The sequence below is a fragment of the Natrinema sp. H-ect1 genome (assembly GCF_041821105.1).
Classification (GTDB): Archaea; Halobacteriota; Halobacteria; order Halobacteriales; family Natrialbaceae; genus Natrinema; species Natrinema thermotolerans.
The window spans coordinates 1-22,294 of record NZ_JBGUBA010000001.1 but is presented as its reverse complement, the minus strand read 5'-3'; the positions used below and the strand labels follow the sequence as shown (position 1 = coordinate 22,294).

29 protein-coding genes and 1 pseudogene are annotated in these 22,294 nt (G+C 63.9%); 10 read left to right on the top strand and 20 right to left on the bottom strand.

Annotated elements, in window-relative coordinates:
- Position 1 precedes the first annotated feature (1 nt).
- From ACERIM_RS00150 to ACERIM_RS00130, 5 genes are all read right to left on the bottom strand, one after another.
- Positions 2-739 carry a metal ABC transporter ATP-binding protein gene (locus tag ACERIM_RS00150; protein ID WP_373630643.1) on the bottom strand — a complete coding sequence of 246 codons (738 nt, stop codon included), beginning with the start codon at positions 737-739 and terminating at the stop codon, positions 2-4.
- Positions 736-1,764, bottom strand: coding sequence for a metal ABC transporter substrate-binding protein (locus ACERIM_RS00145; protein WP_373630642.1), 1,029 nt, complete (start codon positions 1,762-1,764; stop codon positions 736-738). The genes ACERIM_RS00150 and ACERIM_RS00145 overlap by 4 nt, the downstream gene beginning before the upstream one ends.
- Before the next feature lie 253 nt (positions 1,765-2,017).
- Positions 2,018-2,440: a hypothetical protein gene (locus ACERIM_RS00140; RefSeq protein ID WP_373630641.1), complete on the bottom strand. Its 423-nt coding sequence runs from the start codon at positions 2,438-2,440 to the stop codon at positions 2,018-2,020.
- Between the two features lie 311 nt (positions 2,441-2,751).
- On the bottom strand, positions 2,752-3,918 hold the full coding sequence (locus tag ACERIM_RS00135; protein ID WP_373630640.1) for a YhjD/YihY/BrkB family envelope integrity protein: 1,167 nt from the start codon (positions 3,916-3,918) through the stop codon (positions 2,752-2,754).
- A gap of 60 nt (positions 3,919-3,978) precedes the next feature.
- Positions 3,979-4,938, bottom strand: coding sequence for a carbohydrate kinase family protein (locus ACERIM_RS00130; RefSeq protein ID WP_373630639.1), 960 nt, complete (start codon positions 4,936-4,938; stop codon positions 3,979-3,981).
- A 121-nt stretch (positions 4,939-5,059) separates the two neighbouring features.
- Here ACERIM_RS00130 and ACERIM_RS00125 point away from each other — a divergent pair, with 121 nt between their 5' ends.
- On the top strand, positions 5,060-6,190 hold the full coding sequence (locus ACERIM_RS00125) for a hypothetical protein (protein ID WP_373630638.1): 1,131 nt from the start codon (positions 5,060-5,062) through the stop codon (positions 6,188-6,190).
- 49 nt (positions 6,191-6,239) lie between these two features.
- On the opposite strand, the gene ACERIM_RS00120 is transcribed toward ACERIM_RS00125, so the two are convergent.
- Entirely contained in the window at positions 6,240-7,709 is a 1,470-nt protein-coding gene (locus ACERIM_RS00120; RefSeq protein WP_373630637.1) for an aldehyde dehydrogenase, read from the bottom strand.
- A 204-nt stretch (positions 7,710-7,913) separates the two neighbouring features.
- Here ACERIM_RS00120 and dpsA point away from each other — a divergent pair, with 204 nt between their 5' ends.
- Positions 7,914-8,459: a DNA starvation/stationary phase protection protein DpsA gene (gene dpsA, locus ACERIM_RS00115; protein WP_006181623.1), complete on the top strand. Its 546-nt coding sequence runs from the start codon at positions 7,914-7,916 to the stop codon at positions 8,457-8,459.
- A 113-nt stretch (positions 8,460-8,572) separates the two neighbouring features.
- On the opposite strand, the gene ACERIM_RS00110 is transcribed toward dpsA, so the two are convergent.
- A complete protein-coding gene (locus ACERIM_RS00110) occupies positions 8,573-8,740 on the bottom strand; it encodes a hypothetical protein (RefSeq protein ID WP_006181622.1) in 168 nt (55 codons plus the stop codon).
- Positions 8,741-8,937: 197 nt separating this feature from the next.
- Between ACERIM_RS00110 and ACERIM_RS00105 the strand changes: the two genes are divergently transcribed.
- From ACERIM_RS00105 to ACERIM_RS00095, 3 genes are all read left to right on the top strand, one after another.
- Positions 8,938-9,261: a hypothetical protein gene (locus ACERIM_RS00105; protein WP_006648804.1), complete on the top strand. Its 324-nt coding sequence runs from the start codon at positions 8,938-8,940 to the stop codon at positions 9,259-9,261.
- A gap of 59 nt (positions 9,262-9,320) precedes the next feature.
- The gene (locus tag ACERIM_RS00100; protein ID WP_049964308.1) at positions 9,321-9,836 is read left to right on the top strand and encodes a macro domain-containing protein; all 516 of its coding nucleotides are present in this window, start codon (positions 9,321-9,323) and stop codon (positions 9,834-9,836) included.
- A gap of 176 nt (positions 9,837-10,012) precedes the next feature.
- Positions 10,013-10,435, top strand: a complete 423-nt coding sequence (locus tag ACERIM_RS00095) for a universal stress protein (RefSeq protein WP_006648802.1) — start codon at positions 10,013-10,015, stop codon at positions 10,433-10,435.
- 102 nt (positions 10,436-10,537) lie between these two features.
- On the opposite strand, the gene purM is transcribed toward ACERIM_RS00095, so the two are convergent.
- The 3 genes from purM to ACERIM_RS00080 form a co-directional block, all read right to left on the bottom strand.
- Positions 10,538-11,530 (bottom strand): phosphoribosylformylglycinamidine cyclo-ligase, encoded by a 993-nt coding sequence (purM, locus tag ACERIM_RS00090; RefSeq protein ID WP_373630636.1) that lies wholly within the window; start codon positions 11,528-11,530, stop codon positions 10,538-10,540.
- A 63-nt stretch (positions 11,531-11,593) separates the two neighbouring features.
- Positions 11,594-12,223: a metalloprotease gene (locus ACERIM_RS00085; RefSeq protein WP_373630635.1), complete on the bottom strand. Its 630-nt coding sequence runs from the start codon at positions 12,221-12,223 to the stop codon at positions 11,594-11,596.
- Complete coding sequence (locus ACERIM_RS00080; RefSeq protein WP_373630634.1) at positions 12,220-13,992, bottom strand: TraB/GumN family protein; 1,773 nt, start codon at positions 13,990-13,992, stop codon at positions 12,220-12,222. The genes ACERIM_RS00085 and ACERIM_RS00080 overlap by 4 nt, the downstream gene beginning before the upstream one ends.
- Before the next feature lie 157 nt (positions 13,993-14,149).
- Between ACERIM_RS00080 and ACERIM_RS00075 the strand changes: the two genes are divergently transcribed.
- Positions 14,150-14,599 (top strand): acyl-CoA thioesterase, encoded by a 450-nt coding sequence (locus tag ACERIM_RS00075; RefSeq protein ID WP_006648798.1) that lies wholly within the window; start codon positions 14,150-14,152, stop codon positions 14,597-14,599.
- 133 nt (positions 14,600-14,732) lie between these two features.
- Here the strand turns inward: ACERIM_RS00075 and ACERIM_RS00070 are convergent, their stop codons facing one another.
- The 4 genes from ACERIM_RS00070 to ACERIM_RS00055 all read right to left on the bottom strand — a co-directional run bounded on the left by ACERIM_RS00070 (position 14,733) and on the right by ACERIM_RS00055 (position 17,352).
- Positions 14,733-14,960, bottom strand: a complete 228-nt coding sequence (locus tag ACERIM_RS00070; RefSeq protein ID WP_373630633.1) for a hypothetical protein — start codon at positions 14,958-14,960, stop codon at positions 14,733-14,735.
- A gap of 126 nt (positions 14,961-15,086) precedes the next feature.
- Positions 15,087-15,872: an HAD-IIA family hydrolase gene (locus ACERIM_RS00065; RefSeq protein ID WP_373630632.1), complete on the bottom strand. Its 786-nt coding sequence runs from the start codon at positions 15,870-15,872 to the stop codon at positions 15,087-15,089.
- A 44-nt stretch (positions 15,873-15,916) separates the two neighbouring features.
- Complete coding sequence (locus ACERIM_RS00060) at positions 15,917-16,321, bottom strand: SHOCT domain-containing protein (protein ID WP_373630631.1); 405 nt, start codon at positions 16,319-16,321, stop codon at positions 15,917-15,919.
- An 80-nt stretch (positions 16,322-16,401) separates the two neighbouring features.
- Positions 16,402-17,352: a hypothetical protein gene (locus tag ACERIM_RS00055; RefSeq protein WP_373630630.1), complete on the bottom strand. Its 951-nt coding sequence runs from the start codon at positions 17,350-17,352 to the stop codon at positions 16,402-16,404.
- 119 nt (positions 17,353-17,471) lie between these two features.
- Here ACERIM_RS00055 and ACERIM_RS00050 point away from each other — a divergent pair, with 119 nt between their 5' ends.
- The 4 genes and pseudogenes from ACERIM_RS00050 (at position 17,472) to ACERIM_RS00035 (ending at position 19,321) form a co-directional block, all read left to right on the top strand.
- Complete coding sequence (locus ACERIM_RS00050) at positions 17,472-17,900, top strand: hypothetical protein (protein ID WP_006648793.1); 429 nt, start codon at positions 17,472-17,474, stop codon at positions 17,898-17,900.
- Between the two features lie 45 nt (positions 17,901-17,945).
- Positions 17,946-18,395 (top strand): hypothetical protein, encoded by a 450-nt coding sequence (locus ACERIM_RS00045; protein ID WP_006648792.1) that lies wholly within the window; start codon positions 17,946-17,948, stop codon positions 18,393-18,395.
- Positions 18,396-18,488: 93 nt separating this feature from the next.
- Positions 18,489-18,740: pseudogene (locus ACERIM_RS00040) on the top strand (hypothetical protein); the annotation flags it as partial.
- A 209-nt stretch (positions 18,741-18,949) separates the two neighbouring features.
- Complete coding sequence (locus tag ACERIM_RS00035) at positions 18,950-19,321, top strand: hypothetical protein (RefSeq protein WP_373630629.1); 372 nt, start codon at positions 18,950-18,952, stop codon at positions 19,319-19,321.
- A gap of 21 nt (positions 19,322-19,342) precedes the next feature.
- On the opposite strand, the gene ACERIM_RS00030 is transcribed toward ACERIM_RS00035, so the two are convergent.
- From ACERIM_RS00030 to ACERIM_RS00005, 6 genes are all read right to left on the bottom strand, one after another.
- The gene (locus tag ACERIM_RS00030; RefSeq protein WP_373630628.1) at positions 19,343-19,684 is read right to left on the bottom strand and encodes a HalOD1 output domain-containing protein; all 342 of its coding nucleotides are present in this window, start codon (positions 19,682-19,684) and stop codon (positions 19,343-19,345) included.
- Between the two features lie 74 nt (positions 19,685-19,758).
- A complete protein-coding gene (locus tag ACERIM_RS00025) occupies positions 19,759-20,409 on the bottom strand; it encodes a helix-turn-helix domain-containing protein (RefSeq protein WP_373630627.1) in 651 nt (216 codons plus the stop codon).
- 479 nt (positions 20,410-20,888) lie between these two features.
- Complete coding sequence (locus ACERIM_RS00020; RefSeq protein ID WP_373630626.1) at positions 20,889-21,140, bottom strand: UPF0058 family protein; 252 nt, start codon at positions 21,138-21,140, stop codon at positions 20,889-20,891.
- Between the two features lie 180 nt (positions 21,141-21,320).
- The gene (locus tag ACERIM_RS00015; RefSeq protein WP_373630625.1) at positions 21,321-21,788 is read right to left on the bottom strand and encodes a hypothetical protein; all 468 of its coding nucleotides are present in this window, start codon (positions 21,786-21,788) and stop codon (positions 21,321-21,323) included.
- Positions 21,789-21,835: 47 nt separating this feature from the next.
- Positions 21,836-21,970, bottom strand: a complete 135-nt coding sequence (locus ACERIM_RS00010) for a hypothetical protein (RefSeq protein ID WP_373630624.1) — start codon at positions 21,968-21,970, stop codon at positions 21,836-21,838.
- On the bottom strand, positions 21,963-22,190 hold the full coding sequence (locus ACERIM_RS00005) for a hypothetical protein (RefSeq protein ID WP_373630623.1): 228 nt from the start codon (positions 22,188-22,190) through the stop codon (positions 21,963-21,965). The genes ACERIM_RS00010 and ACERIM_RS00005 overlap by 8 nt, the downstream gene beginning before the upstream one ends.
- Positions 22,191-22,294 lie beyond the last annotated feature (104 nt).

The window sequence follows — 22,294 nt, the reverse complement described above, 5'->3', positions numbered from 1 at the left end:
GTCAGTGGTGGTGGTGAACGACCTGGCCGCTCGCGCCGTAGGCCTCGGTCAACGCGTCGCTTTCGACGAACGATTCCGTGTCACCGTGGTGGTAGAGTTCGGTGTTGATACAGGCGATCCGACTCGCCCGGTCGGTGACCACGCCGATGTCGTGTTCGATCAGGATGATCGTGATTCCGTCCTCGTTGAGCGACTCGAGCAGCTGGTAGAAGGCGTCGCGGGACTCGGCGTCGACGCCGACGGTGGGCTCGTCAAGCGCCAGCAGGTCGGCCTCGGAGGCCAGCGCCCGCGCGATGTAGGCCCGCTGGCGCTGGCCGCCCGAGAGCGCGTTGATCTGTCGGTCCGCGAGGTCGGTGATGCCGACCGTCTCGAGGGCGTCGTCGACGGCCGCGTGATCCGCGTCGGTCAGTCGGCCGTGGCCCGCGTGGGCGAACCGGCCCATGGTGACGACCTCGCGGACGGTGACCGGCATCGAGCCGCCGCCGCTGGTCGCCTGCTGGGAGACGTAGCCGATCCGCTCGCCCTCCTCGAACGACGACACCGGCTCGCCGAACAGCTCGATCGAGCCGCTATCGGGGCTGCGCAGCCCGAGCATGAGATGGAGCAGCGTCGTCTTGCCCGAGCCGTTCGGGCCGATCAGTCCCAGGAAATCGCCCTCCGCGACGGTCAGCGAGACGTCGCGAACGGCCGGCTGCTCGCCGTAGGCGAAGGTCACGTTCTCGAGGTCGACGACGGTCACTGTGCGTCTAATACCTCTCTGAGCGCGGGGAGGTTTATCTCTTCCATTTGCTCGCGGTACCCCCACCCCTCGTCTTCCCACGCCGAGAGGGTCCCCGAGAGGTGACTCAACGGCATCGCGTCGGTCGCCGTGCTGTCCCGCAGCAGCGTCTCGACGAGTTGTGGGTACTCGTCGGTGGGCGCTTCGAACGGATCGTAAAGGATCGTCTCGATCCCCTCGTCGTCGATGAGCGAGATCGTCTCGGAGATCTCCCCAGACGACGGCGTCTCCTGTGGCGAGACGCCGACGGGCGTGTGCAGTTCGAACCCGTATCGCTCCTGCAGATAGGTAAAGGAGTCGTGGCCGGCGAAGACGGCGGTCCGACGATCGGCCGACTCGAAGAGATCCTGCAGTCGCTCGTCCAGCGACTCGAGGTCGGCGACGTACGCCGCGGCGTTTTCCTCGTAGGTGTCGGCGTTGTCCGGATCGGCGTCGGCCAGCCCGGTCGCGATCGTGTCGACGATCTCCCCCGCGATGACGGGATCGAGCCAGACGTGGGGGTCGTAGTCGGTCTCGTCGTGATCGTGGCCCTCGTGGTCGTCGCTTTCGGTCTCGTCGTGATCGTTCCCGTCGTGACCTCCGGTGTCGACCTCGTGGCCCCACCTGAGGAGTCGGTCTTCCAGTCCCTCGAGGCCGTCGATCACGGCGACGGTGTCGTAGTCGGCCTCGAGGGTCGCCGCGAGGTCCTGCGCCCACGAGAACTCGGGCGTATCGAGGTAGACGAAGGCCCCGGTGTCGGCGACGTTCCGGGTGAGGTCCCCGCTCGGTTGCCAGCCGTGGCCGGCCTCGCCCGTGCCGACCGGGTTCTCGAAGTCGATCGCGTCGCCGCTGACCTGTTCGGCCCAGTCCCAGAGCGTGAAGAAGGCGGCGTAGCCGTCGTCGGTCTCGGCGCTCGCCGGGTCGATATCGTCGAGACAGCCGGCAACAGCACCCGTCGCGACCGCACCGGCTCCCGCTTTCACCAGCGCGCGTCGTGTCAGCTTCATACCCGAACGTCGGTCCGTCGGGGTATAAGAGTTATTATCCCACTGGCCAAAGTTATTAACAGGCGGCGTCGGTGACGACGTCTGTTAACAAATCGTGGTGGAATAGCGATCTGAGTTACTAGCGTCGAGTCGCGGACGGTGCGAATCGAGGGCGGTGAGCGTCGCGTCGGTCAGACGGTCCGCTGTACGTCATTTCCGGTGCCACCGCAAGCCGTGTCGCGGTCGCACCGGTACATCGGTACAGCGAACCGTCTCACTCGAGCGAGACGGCGAGTTCGACCCCGTCGCGGCGGCGGTAGGCGGGCGGGTGACCCGGTTCGGAATCGCGAACGACCTCGAAGGCGTCGAAGCGGATCACCAGTCGCCCGGGATCGATGGTCGCCCGGAGGACGGGGCCGCGGCTCGTCACGACGACGTAGGGCGGCCCCGCGACGGGGCGGGCTTGCAGTTCGTGGCCGGTCGCGTCGACGGCACCGGCGAGAACGCCGGGCAGGGACTCGAGGATGCCGGTCTCCTCGAGCGCCCGGTGGAGTCCGTCGGCGACGGCGTCGGCGTCGGTGGTGCGGGCGGTATCCCAGGGCTCGGCGACCGCGTCGGCACAGGCGTCGATCCCGCTGACGATCGACGCGTGGTCGCGCTGGACGTAGCGGCGAGCGGCCCGGACTGGATGGGACACGGGTTGCGGTGGGGCGGGGAGCCACTAATGCGTCTCGACTCCGCCTTCGAATCTCCGATACGACTGGCTGAGTGGTGTTTTGGACCGCGAACGTCGGAACCGGTATCCTGCTATCGTGGCAGTGGGGAGAGACCACACCCTCCCCAGCCGATTCGCTCGTTCGCTTCGCTCACTCGCTCATCCCTCGCGCAGTGTCATCGGCCACCCTCACTATCGTTCGGACGGCCGACAGCGCGCGCCACCGCAATATGGATCGGTCAGTCCGGACCGAGACGGCGGTCACTTTCGAACTGTGGCCCCAGCCGTCGGCCCTATTTGCCCCGGTCCTCGAGAACGCCGACGTTCAGCGTTCGGACTCGCGAAAGCACGCCCCGCAGCCGCCCCCGCCACGACGAGCCGCGGCTGGCCGCGAGTTCGCGCCGCAGCCGTTCGTTCTCCGCGTCGAGGTCGCGGTTTTCGGTCTCGAGACTCTCGATTCTCGCCTCGAGGGCGTCGACGCGGTCCTCGAGCCGGTAGCGACGACTGCGCTGGGCCTTTCGATCGTTCCGAAGTTGGTCCCGTTCCCGCCGGAGGGCGGCCAGTCGCGCCTCGAGGCGCTCGCGTTCGCGTCGGCCGTCGTCGACGAACGGCTCGCGCTCGGCGTCCTCGGGGATGCCCTCGCGGGATTCGGCCTCGATCCCATCGGGGGCAATCTCGAGGTGTCCCGAGCGCGTCGCGTTGACGACGGCCCCGACCAGCAGGATCAGCCCGCCGAAGTACAGCCACGTGAGCAAGAGCAGGATCGCGCCGATCGGGCCGGCCGAGTCGGAACTGCTCGAGATGGCGACGTAGACCTGAAAGAGCGACTGGAGGAGCGCCCAGCCGACCGCGGCGACGACGACGCCCGGCAGCACCTGCCGGACGGAGAGGTCGGCGTCGGGAAAGCGGTAGTACATCGGCAGGAACGCGAGCGTCAGCCCGACGACGAGCAACAGCGGGTTCAACAGCCCGAGGAAGGGGATCGTCGGGAAGACGGCGAAGACGATGGTCGTCAGCGCCGCGGCGACCAGCGCGATCCCGATCGCCCCGAAGACGACGGCCCCGTCCTGGAGCTGATCGACCAGCGAGTTCTCGTCGGTCGTCGCGTAGATCTCCGAGAAGGCGGTGTCCAGCCCCCGGAAGATCTTCAGCGACCCCCACAGGAGCGCGACGAGTCCGATGATCGACGTCCCGACGCTGCCGGTGTCGCCCTCGATCCCCTGCTCGAGCATCACCTGTCCGCTCTCGGGGAGAAAGCCCTCGGTGATCGACGACACCTGCTGGGCCAGCGCCTCGTCCCCGACGAAGGCGACGAGGAAGAACACGAGGACGAGCAACGGGATCAGCGAGATGAATGCCTGATACGCGATACCGGCGGCCATGAACGTCACGTTCTTCTCGCTGATCCCCGTCACAACCGACTTCGCGAACGGGACCGCACCGCGGACGTTGATACCCATACTCGTTGTCCGACGCAAACTCGGATACCACTCCGGCTTGCAACCACACGGCGCCGGCGCTCACTCCGCCTCGAGCAGCGCGGCGACCTCGGCGCGGGTCGGCAACGCCGTCATCCCACCGGCAGCGGTAGTCGCCCGCGCCCCGACTGCGTTCGCGACGGTTACCGCGGCCTCGAGGTCGTCGCCGTCTCGCAGGGCGGCGATCGCGCCGGCGACGAAGGCGTCGCCCGCACCCGTGGTGTCGACCGTCTCGACTGCGAATCCCAGATGCTCGACCGTCGCCGCCGGCCACGGTGCGTCCGCGCTCGCGACGGCGACAGCCCCCGCCGCGCCCCGAGTGACGACCGCCGTGTGGACCAGCCCCCGCTCGACCGCCGCCCGCGCGATCGCCGTCGCGGACTCGCCCTCGTATCCCAGCGCCGCCAGTTCCGGCCCCGTCGCGAGACAGACGTCGACGTAAGCGAGCGCATCGCCGACCACGCTTGCGAACGCCCCCTCGTCGGGCCACAGTTCGCTCCGCAGGTTTGGATCGAAGGAGACGGTACAGTCGGCGGCCGCGGCCCGCTCGAGCAGGTCGAGCGTCGCCTCACGCGCGGAACCGCTCGAAAGCGTCACGCCCCCGGCGTGGACCCACTCGCAGTTCGCGAGCGTCGCATCGTCGACCCGCCCGGGCTCGAGGCGGGTGTCCGCGGTCCCGTCCCGGTAGAAGGTAAACTCGCGCTCGCCGGTCTCGTCGTGGGTCACGAACGCGAGGGTCGTCTTCGCCGCGGGGTCGCGCTCGAGGAACTGGTCGGGGAGACCGTGGTCGACCAGCGTCCGCTCGAGATACCGACCGAACGGGTCATCGCCGACCCGGGTCCAGAACAGCGGCGGGTCCTCGAGGCGGGCGAGCGCGACGGCGACGTTCGCCGGCGCACCGCCGGGTCGGCGCTCGAAGCCGGGGACCTCCTCGAGCGGGCCCGACCGCTCGGGAATCCAGTCAATCAGCGTTTCGCCGGCCACGAGGATGTCACGGGACATGGCCGACTCTCCACCACCGGTACCGGTAACTCCTTCGGCGTCCCCGTTTGGCCCGATTGCGCTCGAGGCAGGGCGATCGAACAGCTATATATGCCGGAGGTTTCAACCAAATATAATCAGTATGAAACACACTCACCGACGGGAACTACTCGTGACGACGGGAACGGGGATTGCGGCGCTCGGTGCCGGCTGTCTCGGCATAGACGACGATGACGAGGGAACGGACGACGACGCCGACTCACCGGCCGAGGCCGGCGACTCGTCCGCGTCGACACCGCTCGAGCGGTGGATTCCCGCCGGAGGGACCGATCCGCTCCTCTTTCACTACCGCGATCTCACCGCGCTCGAGACCTACGAGGACGCCCTGCAGGCGTCCGTCATCGAGAGCGTCCCGACGTTGCCGGACGGCGACAGCGCCGGGATCGTCGAGGACGCCGCCGACGGGACGGACGCGATCGACGCCGTCCTCCGGTTCGGTTCGAAGGGCGTCGTCGGTAACGTGGTCGTCAGCGGCTCGTTCGACCCCGACGCGCTCGAGACGGACGGTGACGCCTCGGTCGGCGCGTTCGAGACCCTCGAGCGCGACGGGGTTTCGGTAGCTGTCTCCGAGGAGACACTCGTCGTGAGTCCGGCCGACGGCGCGGATCTCGAGTCGATCCTCGCGGCCGGTGTCGAGGGAACCGATCGGCGGGTCGAGGCGAGCGAGAACGTCGCCTCGTTGGTCGAGCGCATCGCCGACGCGACGTTCTGCTGGGGCCAGTACGAGGGGACCGACGACGGGCGGGGGGTCGCCTTCTCGTGGTCGCTCGGCACGGAGACGACGACCTATGCGGAGGTCGCTGTCTCTGCCGACGTTGCGGAGAGGGACGCGTTCGAAAGCGAGTGGGAAGGCGTGGAGGACGCAACGGTCGAAACCGCTGGCAACATGGTCGTGGCGACGCGGACCGTTCCGACTGCGGAGTACGAATACACCAATCTGTTCGCCGGCTACGGGAGCGAGCCGTCCAAGCCCCGGGCGGGCGTAGCGTTCGATTCTGATCGGTCCGACCGAACGGTGTCCGTGACCTACAACTCGAGCGACGACGTCGATCGGCTCGAACTCAGCGACGATCACGGGAACAGCGCCGAACTGACCGCGGTCGGCGAGCAGGTGACGTTCGAGTACGAGGCCGGTGCGTCGGGCGAACTGATCGTCGTCGGCGTCAACGAGGACGCCGAAGCCGTCGTCGCGTCGTACGAGTACGCCTTCTGAGCGGGACCGGCGGCGGTGGTATCGGCCCTCGAGCGCGACCGACCGCGTTTCAGAGGACGATGCTCTTCTCGCGCATCATCGCGTGGATGGAGGCGTCCAGTCCCTCGCGGCCGATGCCAGAGTCCTTGTTGCCGCCGAAGGGCACGTCCCCCAGCCCGTGGCTCGGCGCACCGTTGATTCGGACCGCGCCGGCGTCGATGCGCTCGGCCATCCGCATCGCGCGCTTGTAGTCGCTGGTGAAGACCGCGGCGTCGAGCGCGAGGTCTGACCCGTTCGCGATCTCGAGGGCCTCGGCCTCGTCCTCGAAGGTGGTGATCGCGGCGATGGGGCCGAACTGTTCCTCGTCGACGATGCGGGCGTCGTGGGGCACGTTCGCCAGCAGCGTCGGCTCGAAGAACTGGTCGGCGAGTTCGTCCGGGACGCCCTCGGGAGCGCGACGGCTTCCCCCGCGGACGATCTCCGCGCCCTTTTCGACGGCGTCCTCGACGAGTTCCGCGACCCAGTCGGCCTGGTCCTCGCTGATGAGCGGGCCGACGGCGGTGTCCTCGTCGAAGAGGTCGCCGGCCTGCCAGGCGTCCATCTGGCCGTCGATCAGGTCGACCAGTTCGTCGTGGACCGACTCGTGGGCCAGCACTCGCGAGATCGCCGAGCAGCGCTGGCCGGCGTACTTGAACGAGCCCTTGGCGCAGTCCCCCGCCACGTCGGTCAGGTCGGCGTCATCGAAGACGATCGCCGGGGCGTTGCCGCCCAGTTCCATGTGGAGGTTGACCATCCCGCTCTCGCGGGCGACGTGTTTGCCCGCGCCCGAGGAGCCGGTCATCGCGATCGCGTTGACGCGGTCGTCGCCGGCCAGCAGGTCGCCGATCTCGCTCGCCTCGCCGGGGACGAAGTTGAACGCGCCGTCGGGGATCCCGTCGACGTCGGCGATGACGTCGGCGAGGATCGCGGCCGAGACCGGCGTCTTGCTCGCGGGCTTGAGCAGGACGCTGTTACCGGCTGCGATCGCGGGCGCGACCTGCAAGGCCGTCGTCGCCAGCGGATAGTTGTAGGGGGTGATACACAGCACCGTACCGATCGGCTCGTGTTTGACGATCGCCTGCCAGCCCTCGTGGCCCGCCGTCGAGCCCTCGCGGTACTCGCCCTTGCTGACGATGGTGCGCGCCTCCTCGGCCGCCCGGTCGAACCGCTCGGCCGCCTGCCCGACCTCGCCGCGGGCCGACGAGATCGGCTTGCCCGCCTCGCGGACGATCACTTCTGCGAGTTCCTCCTCGCGCTCGCGGAGCCGGTCGGCGATCGTCTCGCACCACTCGGCGCGCTCGACGACGGTCGTCTCCCGCATGCGCGGTTTGATCTCGTGGGCGGCCTCGAGTGCGGTGCGTACGTGGTCCGGCCCCGCGGCAGCTACCTGTGCGAAGGCCCCGCCGTCGGCGAGGTCCGAGACCGACAGTGCGTTCTCGGTTTCGATCCACTCGCCGTCGACGTAGAGCCGCTCCCGCCGCTGTGCGATTCCGGTTGCCATACGCGTCCATTCGCCCTCCCCACTGAAAATGTTTACTCAGGCTCGAAAAAATAGAGATTCGCTTGACGGTGTCGTTCGATGATACGTTTCGTAGCTACTGAGGGAATCGTAGTGCCCTAATCAAAAACAGATCTTTAGGTATACCAAAGAAATGTTTTCTCAAGGGAAGTCTTTAAGTGGAACGCGTCCGTACCTGGGAGTAGGATGAGTACCCAAAAGACCGTTCGCCAGTCGGCCGACACCGTCGAGGAGAACGAGCTTCGCCTCGAGCAGGAGAAGGCCGAACAGATCGTCGACGCACTGAACACGGAACTGGCTAACGCCTACGTCCTCTACCACCAGCTCAAAAAGCACCACTGGACCGTCGAAGGCGCGGAGTTCCTCCCGCTCCATGAGTTCCTCGAGGAGGCCTACGAACACGTCGAGGAGGGTGCGGACATCATCGCCGAGCGCGCGCAGGCGCTTGGTGGCGTCCCCGTCTCCGGGCCGGCGAACCAGGAGGAGCGCGCCACCGTCGAGTTCGAGGGCGAGGACGTCTACGACGTCCGCACGATGTTCGAGAACGACCTCGAGATGTACGGCGACATCATCGAGTCGATGCGCGATAGCATCGAACTCGCGGAGAACCTCGGCGACCACGCCACCGCCGAGATCCTCCGGGAGATCCTCGTCGACCTCGAGGAGGACGGCCACCACTTCGAACACTACCTCGAAGACGATACGCTGGTCCTCGAGGAAGCGACGCACTGACGGCGGCACATCGTGGCGGCGGTTATCGGACTGCGAACCGGTTTTTTCGGAGAGGAAAACGGCGGAGAGCGATCAGCAGGTGATGCCTCGGTCGGTTCCGGGCGTCGCCGATCTCACCGCTCGAGGTCGACGGTCAGATCGGTCGCGATCCAGCCGTCGCTGTTGTCGCGTTCGGTAAAGACGGTCTTTCCGGGGCGGGTCTCGTGGCTCGTCACGACCGCCGCCGGTTCCTCCTGGTCCTCGTCGAGTTCGGGCTCCTCCCTGCGGGCGGGTACGTCCATCACGAGGAGTTAGGTGAGCCTAAATCTAAAAAGGTTTTGGTCGGCCTAAGATCTCGGGAGCGGAGCGATCGGTTCCCGGTCTCGAACGCGATCGAGAATTCGACGCTGTGGCGGCCTATCGTAGCGTTTCTGGACGACCACAGTACCGTCACGCGAATATAGTGTCCTTTTTCATGCTCGAGTGAAACGTTGTTCTCATGAGCTTACACGGGGATCGATCACAGGGGGCACGGGACCGGCGCGGTCGCGAACTGATCGCTCACCTGTTCGATGTTGATACCGGCCGCATCGAGTCGTTGAGTTGGTCGCTCGGCAACCGCGTCACCGTCGAGGCCGACGCTGAGCGGCTCTTCGCGCTCGAACACCGCCGGTCCGCACGAACGGTAACGGCGTTCTCGGTCACGGACTACACCTGCGTCGTCCGACTGCGCTCCCCGGTCGGCCGCGAGAAGTTCTACGGGATCGCGGACGCCGACCTCCCGACCGAGCCGGCGGGCCCGGAGTGGGGCCGGACCGACTGAGTCGAGCCCACCTCGCACCCACGGTCAGTTTCATTGCGCTCGATCCGGAACGCCCGAATATGGAGTACGAGGTCGTTCAGGGAGACATCGCCGCACAGTCAGCCGACGCCGTGGTCAACGCCGCTGGGACGACCCTCCGGATGGGATCGGGCGTCGCCGGCGCGCTCCGGCGCGGGGCGGGCGAGGAGATCAACGAGGCGGCCATGGCGAAGGGGCCGGTCGACCTCGGTGCCGTCGCGGTCACCGACGCCTACGACCTCGATGCCGACTACGTTATCCACGCCGCCGCGATGCCCCACGGCGGGGACGGACGGGCGACCGCCGAGAGCATTCGAGACGCGACGTACAACAGCCTCGAGACGGCCGACGAACTGGGCTGTCGCTCGCTCGTGATCCCGGCGCTTGGCTGTGGCGTCGCCGGCTTCGACCTCGCAGACGGGGCCGCGATCATCGGTGCGGCACTCGAGCGCTACGACCCCGACTCACTCGCGGATGTCCGGTTCATCGCCTACAGCGACGCGGAGTACGAGACGGTTCGTGCGGCGACGGCCACGGGGAGCGACGCGGACCGGTGACAGGAACACTCGGCTGACGGGGATTCCGACCGCGCCGGGGAGTCCCGCTCGGTCGGACTGCCACAGAGTGAACGACGGCTGTCGGGGGTAGGAACGTCGAGGATGGTTTCGACGTACTGAGAACGGCTGCTAGTTTTACCACCGCTGCCGTCGAACCATCAGATGAGTGATAGCTGATGTACGATACGATCCTCATTCCGACCGACGGAAGCGAACAGGCGAACCGCGGGGTCGAGCAGGGGTTAAGCCTCGCCGAGAACTACGGCGCAGACGTCGTGCTGCTCTACGTCGTCGACGAACGCCGGCACGGACGGCCGCCGGCACTGGGTAGTACCGAGATCGAACACGTGAAAGTCGAGGACGAGGCCATCGAAATGCTCGAGGAGATCGCGGACCGGGCCCGCGGTCGGGGACTCGACGTCGACCGCGAGTGTCACCGGGGGCTCCCCTGGGAGGAGATCACGTCACTCGCGGAACAACGTGACACCGATCTGATCGTGATGGGGCGACGCGGGGCGACTGACGACCGACGAACGCCGCTCGGAAGCGTCGCCGACCGGGTGATGCGACACACCGACATCCCCGTTCAGGCGGTCTGACCGTCACGGCCGTCCGTCGGTCCCCTGATTTCGTGTCGTCCGTGCCGCGTCTTCCCGCCCATCCGGAGACACCGCCGCGCTTTTCGAACGGTCCGCCCGAGTTCAGGACAGCGAGCAGCCGCGGATCTCGACGCCGTCGCCGTCCGTAACGCGGCCGATGATCCGTCCGTCGGTCTCGGCGACGAGGTCGGCGGCCCGGTCTTCAGGAACCGCGACGACAAAGCCGGTGCCCATGTTGAACGTACGGTGCATCTCCTCGTCGGAGACGTTGCCCTCCTCCTGAACGAACTCGAAGATCGGCTGGGCCGGCAGCGGATCGTCGACGACGTACTCGTACTCGCCCATCCGCAGCAGGTTCGTCCAGCCGCCGCCGGTGACGTGGGCCGCCGCCCGAACACCGCACTCGCGCATCGGCTCGAGCAGATCGGTGTAGATCCGGGTCGGCCGCAGTAGTTCCTCGCCGATCGTCGTCTCGGGGTCCAGCGGGAACGCGTCGGTGTACTCGTGGTCGCGGGTGACGGCTTCGCGGGCCAGCGTCAACCCGTTCGAGTGGATGCCGTTCGAGGGGAACCCGACGAGCGCGTCGCCGGCCGCGGCCTCCCCGGCGAAGATCTCGTCTTTGGCCGCGAGGCCGGCACAGGTGCCCGCCAGATCGAACCCCTTGACGACCTCCGGCATGACTGCCGTTTCACCGCCGAGCATCGTGAGATCCGCCTGCTCGAGCCCCACCGCGAGCCCCTCGCCGATCCCGTTGGTCAGGTCCTCGTCGGGTTCGTCGATCGCCAGGTAGTCGACGAACGCGACGGGCTCGACGCCCGCGGCCACGAGGTCGTTGACGTTCATCGCGATGCAGTCGATCCCGATCGTCGAGAAGTCCTCGACGGCTTCGGCGACTAACAGCTTGGTCCCGACGCCGTCGGTCGCCAGCGCCAGATACCGGTCACCGATGTCGATCATCCCAGCGTACTCGGTCCGCAGGCCGCTCCCGAAGGCCTCGAGCAAGGCCGCGGTCGCGTCCTCGCTGGCCTCGATGTCGACGCCCGTCTCCGCGTAGGTGAGCCCCTCGTCGTCCGCGTCGTCGGCTGAGTCGGTCATGTCTCAACGACCTCCCGGGGCGAGCAAAAGATCACCGGTCCGCTCGAGCGAGCCGTCGGCAGCTCAGAACAGTCCGACGTAGAAGATGATGATCGCCGCCAACAACACGCTGGGAACGAACACCAGCGCAAAGACGCCTTTGTGCCACTCGAGGACGGACTTTCCGTCGAGTGGACCGAAGGGGATCATGTTGAACGCGGCGAGTACGATGTTGATCCCGACGCCCATCTGGCCGATCGTCCCGAGGTAGGTCGGGAAGACCATCAGCGGGAGAAAGAGTAGCGCAAGCAGGAGGTTCGTCACCGGTCCCGCGAGCGAGATCAGTCCGTTCTCCCGCTGGGTGATCCGGCCCCGGTGGTAGACGGCCCCGGGCGCGGCAAAGAGGAAGCCGACGAGCGCGCCCATAAGCGCCAGAAACAGCATCTGATAGTCGGCCCGGAACTCGGCGACCTGCCCGAATTCGACCGCGACGACCTTGTGGGCGATCTCGTGAAGCAGGAAGGCGACGCCGACCGTGACGAGGCTCAACACGACCATCGTGAGGAAGAGGCCGACCGCCTCGCCCCGGTGGACGGGCGCGAAGATCAGGGCGAAGGCGACGCTGAGGGTGACCCATGCGATCGCGAGATCGCGTTGCTCCCGGTCGCTGAACGTGAGTTCGGGCTCGGAACTGGCCCGCGTTCGGTGGCTCATAGCAGCCCCCGGAGCAGCTCGAGACTGTTCTTCGCCCCCTCGAACAGTTCGCCCATCAGCGCGTCGACGCCGCCGATCTCGGGGCCGGCCAGCCACGGCAACACGACGAAGGGGAACAGGAAGGTCGCGATCATGCTCCCGACGTTCGTCAGCGCGACGATCATGATCAGCCGGAACAGCGGCACGTCGAACATCGCCGACATGGCCTCGTCGATCGGCCGCTCGGTGTCGTCGACGATCTCGTTGAGCGTCTGGATGTCGCGGACGTTGACCGGCCGGTGTCTGAGTTCGACGTAGCCCGCGAACCAGCCCGGCGCGAGCAGGGGGTTGATGCTCGTCAGCCACGCGACCGCGCCGCCGACGCCCGCGCTGGTCCAGCGTGCGCCGGCCAACCGCGCCAGCGTAAAGGCGAAGATCCCGTTAAAGAGGAACCAGGCGGCGAACACCTTCAGCAGGAAGACGTTCCTGACGCCGGCCATGATGAGCAGGAAGAAGAACGCGAGGAAGCCGACCATGACGAGATAGCCCAGGATCTTCAGCGGGGAGAACCGGCGACTCGAGGCAGTCCCCGAGATCGACTCCCGTGAGGGGATCTCCGCCGGGTTCGCGAGGTGGCGTTCGATGCCGGCTCTGTGGCCGGCCCCGACGACCGCGAGGACGTCGTACCCCTGCTCGCGAAGGTCATTGAGATGCGATGCGATGTAGGCGTCGCGCTCGTCGATCAGGGCGTTCGCGCCGCTGGGGCTGAACTGCCGGAACTCCTCCATCATGGCGGCGACCACGTCGCCGTCGGTCATCTCCTCGATATCGATCTCGTCGATCTCCTCGACGTCGGCACCGGCCGCGTCGAGGAAGAGGCCGACGACCGCCCCGATCGTGACGCCGACGCCGAGCCCCGCCAGCATTCCGGAACTCCCGCGGACCGCATAGATGCCGGCGCTCTCGACACTTGCCGCCGAGAAGGGGCCGACGAAAGTGTCGGTCGCGACCAGCCCGAGACAGGCGACGACGCCGAGGGCGATCCCCCCGAGGACTCGTATCGAGAACCCCGAGAGGAGACCGCCGGTGTACGCTTCGGCCGACTCGAGCGGCGGGAGGACGAGCAGGCCGGCGACGGCACCGACCAGCGCGCCGATGGCGGCACCGCCGGCGTACTGCAGCGTCGCGGCGTCGGTGATCCCGAGCAGCAAGACGTCACCGACCCCGAGCAGCGGGGCGATAAACGCGGCGACCAGAAAGCCGACGAGCAGGCCGCCGATCGCGCCGAACGTCAGCCCGAGCGTCCGGGGATCGGTGATGCCGAGCGCGAGGCCGCCGACCATCTTTAGCTTCTCCGTGAACGTGAGCCGACTCCAGAACCGCTGGATCGTCACCTGAATGTCGCGATCGACCAGGGCGACGCCGCTGCCGTGTTCCTCGGCGGCCTCGATCGCGGCACGCATGTCGGCCCCGGGCTCGATGTCGAACTGGTCGCCCAGCCGCGACTGGACGTACGACAGCATCCAGTAGGCCAGAAACTGGAAGACGGTGTTGCCCGAGAGCAGGTCTTCGGCCTCGACGTCGTCGGGCGTGCCGCCCTGCATCTGGTTGTACCGGCCCTCGTCGAGTTCGACCGCGACCACGTCCGGTCGCTCGCGCTCGATGGTGTCCCGTACCTCGTCGACGCTCGCCTGCGAGACGTGTGCCGTCCCGAGAACCTGGACGGAGCCACGCTCGCGGTCGGGTGGCTCGGGCGGCTCCGGCACGTCGGCCTCGCCTGCATCGCTCATTACTCGCCCCAACTCGGCGGCGACTTTTACCAGTATCGGACCACGAACCCCTGTAAAATATCTACGATGAGCGCTCCGGAACCGGCGACACGTCGCTCGAGTCGTCCGCGGTCCGCCGAGAGTAAGACTGATTGTCGCCGTGGGAAAACGTCCGCCGATGACGGACCTCATGGAGACGGTAATCGAGAACCGGGAGATGGTCCAGCCGAACCACGCCAATATGTTGGATGTCGCTCACGGGGGCAACGTGATGAAGTGGATGGACGAAGTCGGCGCGATGTCGGCGATGCGGTTTGCCGGCGAGATGTGTGTCACCGCCCGCGTCAACCAGATGAACTTCGAGCGACCGATCCCGGTCGGCGATACCGCCTACATCACCGCCTACGTCTACGACGCCGGGACCTCGAGCGTGAAGGTCCGGCTGATCGCCGAGCGCGAGAACCTCCAGACCCGCAAGCGCGAACGGACTACCGAGTCGTACTTCGTCTACGTCGCGATCGACGACGACAACACGCCGACGACCGTCCCCGAACTGACCGTCAGTACCGAGGAGGGCGAACAGCTCCGACAGGAAGCGCTGGCGGACGATCTGGGCCGGGCGGACTGAGCCGGGCGGCCGAAACCAGTTCCGGTTTCGGTTCTCCACACTCGTCTATCACGCGGTGACAACGCCGTTCGCTATCCGGCGCGAACGAAAAACGGGTCCGTGGGTCCCCGAAACGAGGACCGTCCCGGTCGCGTTACTCCTCGCTGCCGTCGGTCGACCGCGGGTCGAGTTCGCCGAGGTCCTCGAGGGTTCCCTCGAGCGTGCCGCGGGTGTCGGCGACGGTCGCGCCGACGAGCCCGCCGATCGCACCGCCCGTACTCGCGGCGTTGCGGCTGAACAGTCCGCCGATCGCTGCACCGACGGCTGCACCGATGGCCGCGTATCGAGCGCGCAACAACACTGCTGTGATTCGTTCTTTCATGTGTCGTACATGGATACAGTCACGGATAAATATACCTCCCGAGGCGTCGCAGACGGCCCGCCGGAAGTCGCTCCCGCGCAACCGCGACCACCCTGCGGTTGGACCGGCAAATTGGGACAGATCGTCTCAGAGAAGCGTGTCGACGGCGGCCAGCGACTCGAGGACGTGATCGGGTTCGGCGTCGGCCCCGACGTCGGCGAGGTCCGCCCGATCGGTGACGCCAGTGAGGACGAGTGCAGTTTCCATCCCCGCTCGATTCCCCAGCGCGATGTCGGTATCGAGCCGGTCGCCGACGACCAGCGTGTTCCGGGGGTCGGCCGCGAGCCGGTCCATCGCGGCCGTGGCCGCGACCGACGAGGGCTTCCCGAGGATCGCGTCGGGCTCGCGGCCGGCGACGGCCTCCATCGCGGCGATCATCGCGCCCGAACCCGGAATCTCGCCGTCGTCGATCGGAACCGTCGCGTCCGGGTCGGTGCCGTAGAACGGCACGTCTCCCTCGAGCGCCTGCAGGGCCGACCAGAGCGTGCCATACGAGAAGGTATCGTCGAACGAACCCAACACGACCTCGGCCTCGTCGGGCTCGGTCGTCAACTCGACGGCCGCGTCCTCGAGAATCGACTCGAGACGGTCGCTGCCGACGAGATAGACGCGCTCGCCGGGGTGGGTGGCGGCGAGGTACTCGGCAGACACCGTCGCGGAGGTGAGGACGGTCTCGGGATCGACATCGATTCCGTGGGGCGCAAGCGTTTCGCGGTAGTGATCGCTTCCCCGCGTCGGGTTGTTCGAGAAGAGCAGTCGCGAACAGCCCGCGGCCTCGAGCGTGCGTAAGCCGTCGGTCGCGCCGGGGAGCAACTCCTCGCCTCGGACGATCGTCCCGTCGACGTCGAGGATCGCCGCCTCGTAGTCGGTCATCGGCCGTCCCTAGGACCGGCCGGCGATTGAGTGTTGGGATGGCCTCAGCGCTCGCGCTCGAGTGAGAGGTCCGCCGTCTCGACGTCGGCATCAGCAGCCCGTTCGTCGGCCTCGAGCAGTCGGTCCAGCTTCGCCTCGAACTCGGCGTCGGAGAGTTCGCCGGCGGCGTATCGCTCCTGTAAGGTCGTCACGGGGTCGGTTTCAGCGGCGGCCGCATCGGACTCGGCGGCCGAGGCGGACGATTCGGAAACGGCGGGCTCGTCGCCCCCACCCTCGGCGAGATACCACAGGAGCAGTCCCCCGAGGACGATCACGGCAGTAGCTAGAATGGCGTAGATCGGTCCAGCCAACAGCAGTAAAGCGATGATGAGGACGTCGGCCAGGACGAACTTCATGGCGAACAGTTCGACGAGGGAATACTCCCGGCCGCCGGCGTTTCCGCTGGCCATACGCGCTAGTTGTGTGGCGGCTGAAATAACTGTACGGGACCGCGATCGCAGGTCGGCCGCGACCGGCAGACAGCCCGCGATCAGTCCGCCCGGACCTGATCGAAGAACCCGTCGCTGGTGTCGTATCCCTCGCCGTTCTCGACGTAGTGGAAAACGGTCGAGTACCCGTTGTCGTCCCAGGCGCTCGAGGCGGCGTCGCGGGCCTCGGCGAAGTTCCAGGGCGGGCCGTCGTGGAGGACGGGATCCTTGTGCGCCTGGCCGGCGACCGCGATGTTCTCCTCCTCGTACTGGGGGAGGTCGTACGCGCGGACGTGGTACTGAGTCGTCGGCGTCGACAGCCCCTTGACGATGTGTTCGTCCTGTTTCGTGACGTAGGGCAGGGAGGCGTCCTCGTCCATGATGACGTATCTGTCGCCGGGGCTGCCGGCGTACAGCGACGTCCACCCCCACGACTCCATCTGCGAGTTGATCGACGCGGCGTCGCGATCGAGGTCGCGGTTCCAGCCGACATTGATCGGGCCGGTCGCCTCGCCCAGGTCCTCCTCCTGTGGGTTGTCCACGTCGGAGTTGTAGACGTACAGCGGTCCGGTGTAGTCCGGGATCGACGCCGTCCCGACCGCCGCGTCCGCGCTTCCCGCGTCCCGCTGTTTTGTCTCGAGTCGATCGAACTCCCGGAACCGGCCGATCACTGCCGTGTCGCGATAGTTCAGGGTGAACGCGCGATCGGGGTCGGTGTACTCGTCGGGGACGGCACGTCGGTGGATCGTTCCCTCGTCGTAGACCAGCGTCGCTTTCCCGTAGTAGTCCCGAAGCTCGGGGCTGACGAACCGCTGTTCGTGTTCGAAGAAGTCGCCGTCCGGTCGGTACTTGTGGATGCGGCGACCGGAGACGGTCACCGGCCCCGCGTCGTCGTCGCTCGCGGCGCTTCCCACGCCGACGAGTCCAGCGAGCAGGCCGCTGCTCGCGATCGATGCGAGGAATCCGCGCCGCCCGAATCGTGTCGGATCTTTCGCGTCCATGATCCGGATCATCTTCCATCTGGGACTGTAACGTAATTTTATAATATCGCTCCGTACCGGATCGACTGTCAGCGTCTCTCACAGAGGAGTATTGAGGTAGGATTATCGGGCTAGCGGCCGTCGTCCGCCCCGTGACATCGGCCGTCCCCTCGGTACTACTCGGTGGCGATCGCTTCCAGTTCGTCGCGCTCCGCTGGACGCTGCTCGCACTCGCCGGCGGCACGATCGCCGGCGGACTGCGTCTGGCCTACGTGACCGGAACCGTCGACGCGAGCGGGTACCACGCGCTGTCGGAACTCGCTCTGTACGCGATTCCCGCCCTCGGATTCCTCGTTGCAGCCGGAACGGGATATGCGGGCCAGTGCCTGCCGCAGGGGATGCTGTTCGGTCTCGCCGCCCCCGTCGGCGCGGTGCTGGCCCTTCTGGCGTCGGCGGCCGTCGGCGTCTCCCGGTTCGATTCGGACCCCCGGACGTGGCTCGTCGCGACCGTCGCCGTCGGCCTCGCGGTCGGGCTACTCGGCTGGGGAACCGGTCGACTGCTCGGAACGCTCTGGGGGTAGTCGACGGCGGGGAATCCTTATCCGGATACTCGACGTAAGCCCAGTATGTCACTCGATGTCGAGGTTCCCGATCCCCCGTCGCTTCACGGCTCCCAGCACCTCGGCGACTACGACGCCGTCGAGGAACCCGACGAGCGAACCGGGGACAACGTCCGCCGCGAGGCGCTTGCCGACTTCCTCGAGGGAGGCGCCTGGGAGGACGCCTTCAGCCAGTGGGCGCGGGAGACGTCCCTGACCGACCGGGAGTTCCGGCTCGTCCGAGAGTACGGGCTGTTCGACGCGTTCGACTTCTACTGGAACCAGTCGGCGGAAGACGTCGGCTACCGAGTTCCGTCGGTGCCGACGGACGCGGTCGCTGCTCACGACGATCTCGACGACGTGGACATCGAGACCATCGAGGAGGAACTGGAGTCGCTGGGGTGGATCGTCAGCGAGGTACTGGAGACCGACTACATCCACCGCGACGGCGAGGAGTTCGGCTATACCTGGGAGTAGCGACCGACCGCGTGGCCGCGGGCTCGGTCGCTTCCCGGTTCGAAACCGACCGCGGTGGGAATTCTTATCCGGGAACCCGACCTACGGCCGGATATGACACTCGAGGTCGAGCCCCCCGAGCCGCCGGAACTGGAGTTCGTCGACCCCAACGAGTACGAGGACGCGACCATCAGCGCCGACGGCGAGGAGATCGACTACCGCCGCGAGGAGCTACAGGCCTTCCTCGAGGAGGGAGCCTGGACGGAGGCGTTCGACGAGTGGCGCGCCGACACCGATCTCGAGGACCGGGAGTACGGGATCGCGCGGGACCTCGATCTCTTCGCTGGCTTTGACTTCTTCTGGGACAAGTCCCCCGCTACTCGAGCATTATTCTAATAGTGGTTAATAATATTATATTTTATCCAGAACAGGATATGAAACTGGAAGAGGTGACTGTAACTACGTGTGCGAACCGAACGAAAAGTACATTCACCCACATAATCAAAATATGTTTTCAAGCTATGCGGGCAGGAACTTTATACGCACTGATGCCTGTACTTTGTCCACGGACTACAATGAGAGACAAAACCAGAGAGAATGGGGAATCTCAAAGTGAGGAAATGCCCCTGCCAGTAGAGGAGACTTCGGTAGATGAACTCCTTAAATTGATCTCTCACCAACGTCGCCGTGCAATTCTTGATCTCCTCTTCACTCACGACCGGCCATTAACTATCACTGATCTTCGTAACGAGGTTGTCGAAAAGGAGCAGGACGCAGAAATAACCGAAATCCCCAGCGAACGGGTGAAACAGGTTCAGATATCATTGCATCACGTTCACATTCCAAAATTAGAGGAGAAAGGAGTCGTCAACTATGACTCGAACCGGAAAATCGTTGAGCCGACGGAGAAACTTAGCCAACTGGAACCGTTCCGCGACCACCTGTAAATCACTTATACGCACTTCCGATTACGTGTTCTCTATCGGGCTGGCCTCAATCGTTCCCTCACTAAATGCGGTCACAGCAAATCCCTCATACGAAAAAGAGAGACAGGTATTTTTCTCGTCGTCAGTAGTTGTCTTCGACAGAAGATTATCGAGAGTCTCTGTATCAATCGCGGAATGAAGAGGGGACAGTTCAATGGCATCTCTATTGGAAGCAGCCGCTACCACAGCAACTATTGCAAGACTCGGCTGATCACGACTGCTGTCGTATTCTGCTCGGAAGATATTCGCATCTACATCGAACTCCACGTTGTTCATTGAGTCTACAACCTCGACAGCACCGATTTCTTCTTGGGAGGGATTCATCACCCGAATAGAGAGGGCCCACTCGGATGACGCTGAGTTTTGCTCGCGCAATTTGTTTAAATGAGGTCTACGACTTACTCTTGAGTCGTTATCAGAGTGCTTGCTACAAGCCGTCGAAGACCGCGCTGCAAACGCGATGAAACCGCCTGCCGGCTGATATCAAGTTCGTTGGCGATATCGTCTTGAGTGGCCTTTCGCGGCGAGTCAAAGTACCCTCGTGAGTAGGCAAGTATCAACGCTGATCGTTGTCCATCGGTCAAATCGAACGCCCGATCTGATTTGAGTGGCGAGAGTGCATGGAGTTGGGTGAGTTCAATGGGGATATCATTCTCCCGGCAGTACGATTGAAATTCGGAGATACTCTCTTGATCGCTACTCCTAACTTCAAATGTCCAGTTCTCCTGTTCTCCCAGTCCAGAGAGAAGTGTGACATTAGTGTTGACGATTGCGATTAGAATACTTTCGTAGTTGAGGTTCCATTTAATACGGATGAGCATCTCTTCCTCTAATTCGTCGATTATTTTGAACTCCTCAACCCCCTTGTCACCACTCAAGTCCGTTGTGAGGTCCCCAACATTCTCCGCGTGAATCCAGAAGTACGGTATGACAGCATCGTCCGTTGGGACAACGCGATCCAGTTCAATAGTTGCGTCTGGCAACTGTTCAAAAACTGCACTCAAAGGGAACTCGGGTTGCGAGACAGTAAATGACGCTTCAATTGCCATGGACACGATTAGTAGGAACTCACTTTTGTGTTTCTCGCTGCTACTGCTTGTACTGACAAACGCTCTTCACTCAACAGACTATGACTGATGGTCTTAATGAGACATATTACCAATCCGATATAAATAAGATAAAATGCGAGTGATATACTGATTTTTCACTATAATTGTCTAAATCCCACTCCCTTTTGGTGAAATTGATAGGTACTTTGGAAACAGTACGGTGCCAATTTTGTATCTCACCGACTCTTCTTCCCTTCTATGTTGATTCTCATTGACTATCCTTCAGTGAGGTATAATCACCCTCCTTGGCGAGAATCCACATCGTTTCGAGTTCTTTGTCAGTCGCGTTCGATGGGTAAAGAATGCATTCATCGACGGAACTTGGATTATCTATTACAACAGCGTTCAATTCACCACGGCCAGATGCCTCTTCAACAGTAGGTGTCATATTATAGGAATATAGCATATTCAGGGAGGTGTTACGTGGCTGGTGGAGGGTGCGTCTGAAGGGATTGGTTGAACCCGTCCAATAGTAGGTGAATTGCGTTCATGTGTGCGTCTTTCTGGCGATGAATATGGGACGGACGAATCGGTTGTGCATCGTAGGAATCAAATGCACCGTATGGCACATTGCCCTCTCGTTCAAGGTACTCACGTGTTTCGAGGAGCAACGAATGAAGGTGGATGAGTTCTTGGGTTTTCACGCTATAATGCACTACTCCAGTATCCATAAGCTATTTCGCAATATATCGTTGGTGTAATGATATTGGTGACACACCCAATCAGGCAGCAGACTTTGCGACTGGACTAATAATATTGATTCTTTTTCGTTACCTGCTTGGCCTGTACTTGTCGCGAGTTTTAGGAAAATCTCGGATGAAGAAACACCTGCTATCTACTGCTAGCTGTCGTTAGAAATCAGGTAGATCGTCCGGTGGTTCGTAATCGGATTCCCACTCGATATATTCTTCTTTCAAAATGTCGCAAACTATCTGGCCTAACTCGGTTATTTCTGCATTGATCGAAGATACCTTCCCCCACGAATCGAGATTATCGTGATAGTCTCGCTCTTGCCAATCCTCTGGTATACCGGGCGCATGATAGCCAACACGATCAGCAAACGAATCCCAAAAGAAGTCAAACTCGCTAAACAAACCGAGATCGGTAGAAATTCTAAACTCTTCCTCGCTGAGATCGGAGTCCACACGCCATTCCTCGAACGCTTTCTTCCATGCTCCTTGTTCTAAAAAGTCCTGCAACTCCTCGCGTCGGTAATCGATCTCGTTCGGATCATCCGCGCTGACTGTTGCATCCTCGTACTCGTTCGGATCTACGAACGATAGCTCAGGTGGGTTCGGTGGATCTACGTCGAGAGTCATGCCTGTATAACTGATATAGCATACAGAACCAAAAACAAGAGTGTTTCCTAGCTCTTGTCGGCCGTTCGGAGAATCGCCTTCGCTATTTCTGCCGCTGGATTATCCGACTTAGCCAGCGCCTCGAGATCATCACGATGGCCATCAATCTCGGTCTGTCTGCTCGGCTCGCCGGCACTACTCATCGTCGTCCTCGAGTGGTTCGATTAGATCTTGCAAATAGTCGTGAACGTATTCGAGGCTTCGCGTGACGTTCTCGGGGGTACAATCCCGTAGCTCGGCTACCTGTTCCGGACTTTGTCCCTTTACGACGACTCGGTGATAGTGATATGCTCGTGCCGGGGTCAGCCCCATTGCTACCAGATTGTTCAAGCTAATGTCGATGTTGTTCTCGTCGTCGCTCATTGTCGTACCTCGTCTTTCGCAAATTCCATCTCACAGATCCCACACCGAATCCCATCTATATCGCGGGGATTTTGGATCGAACTATGTCCACAGGGGAGCAGCGC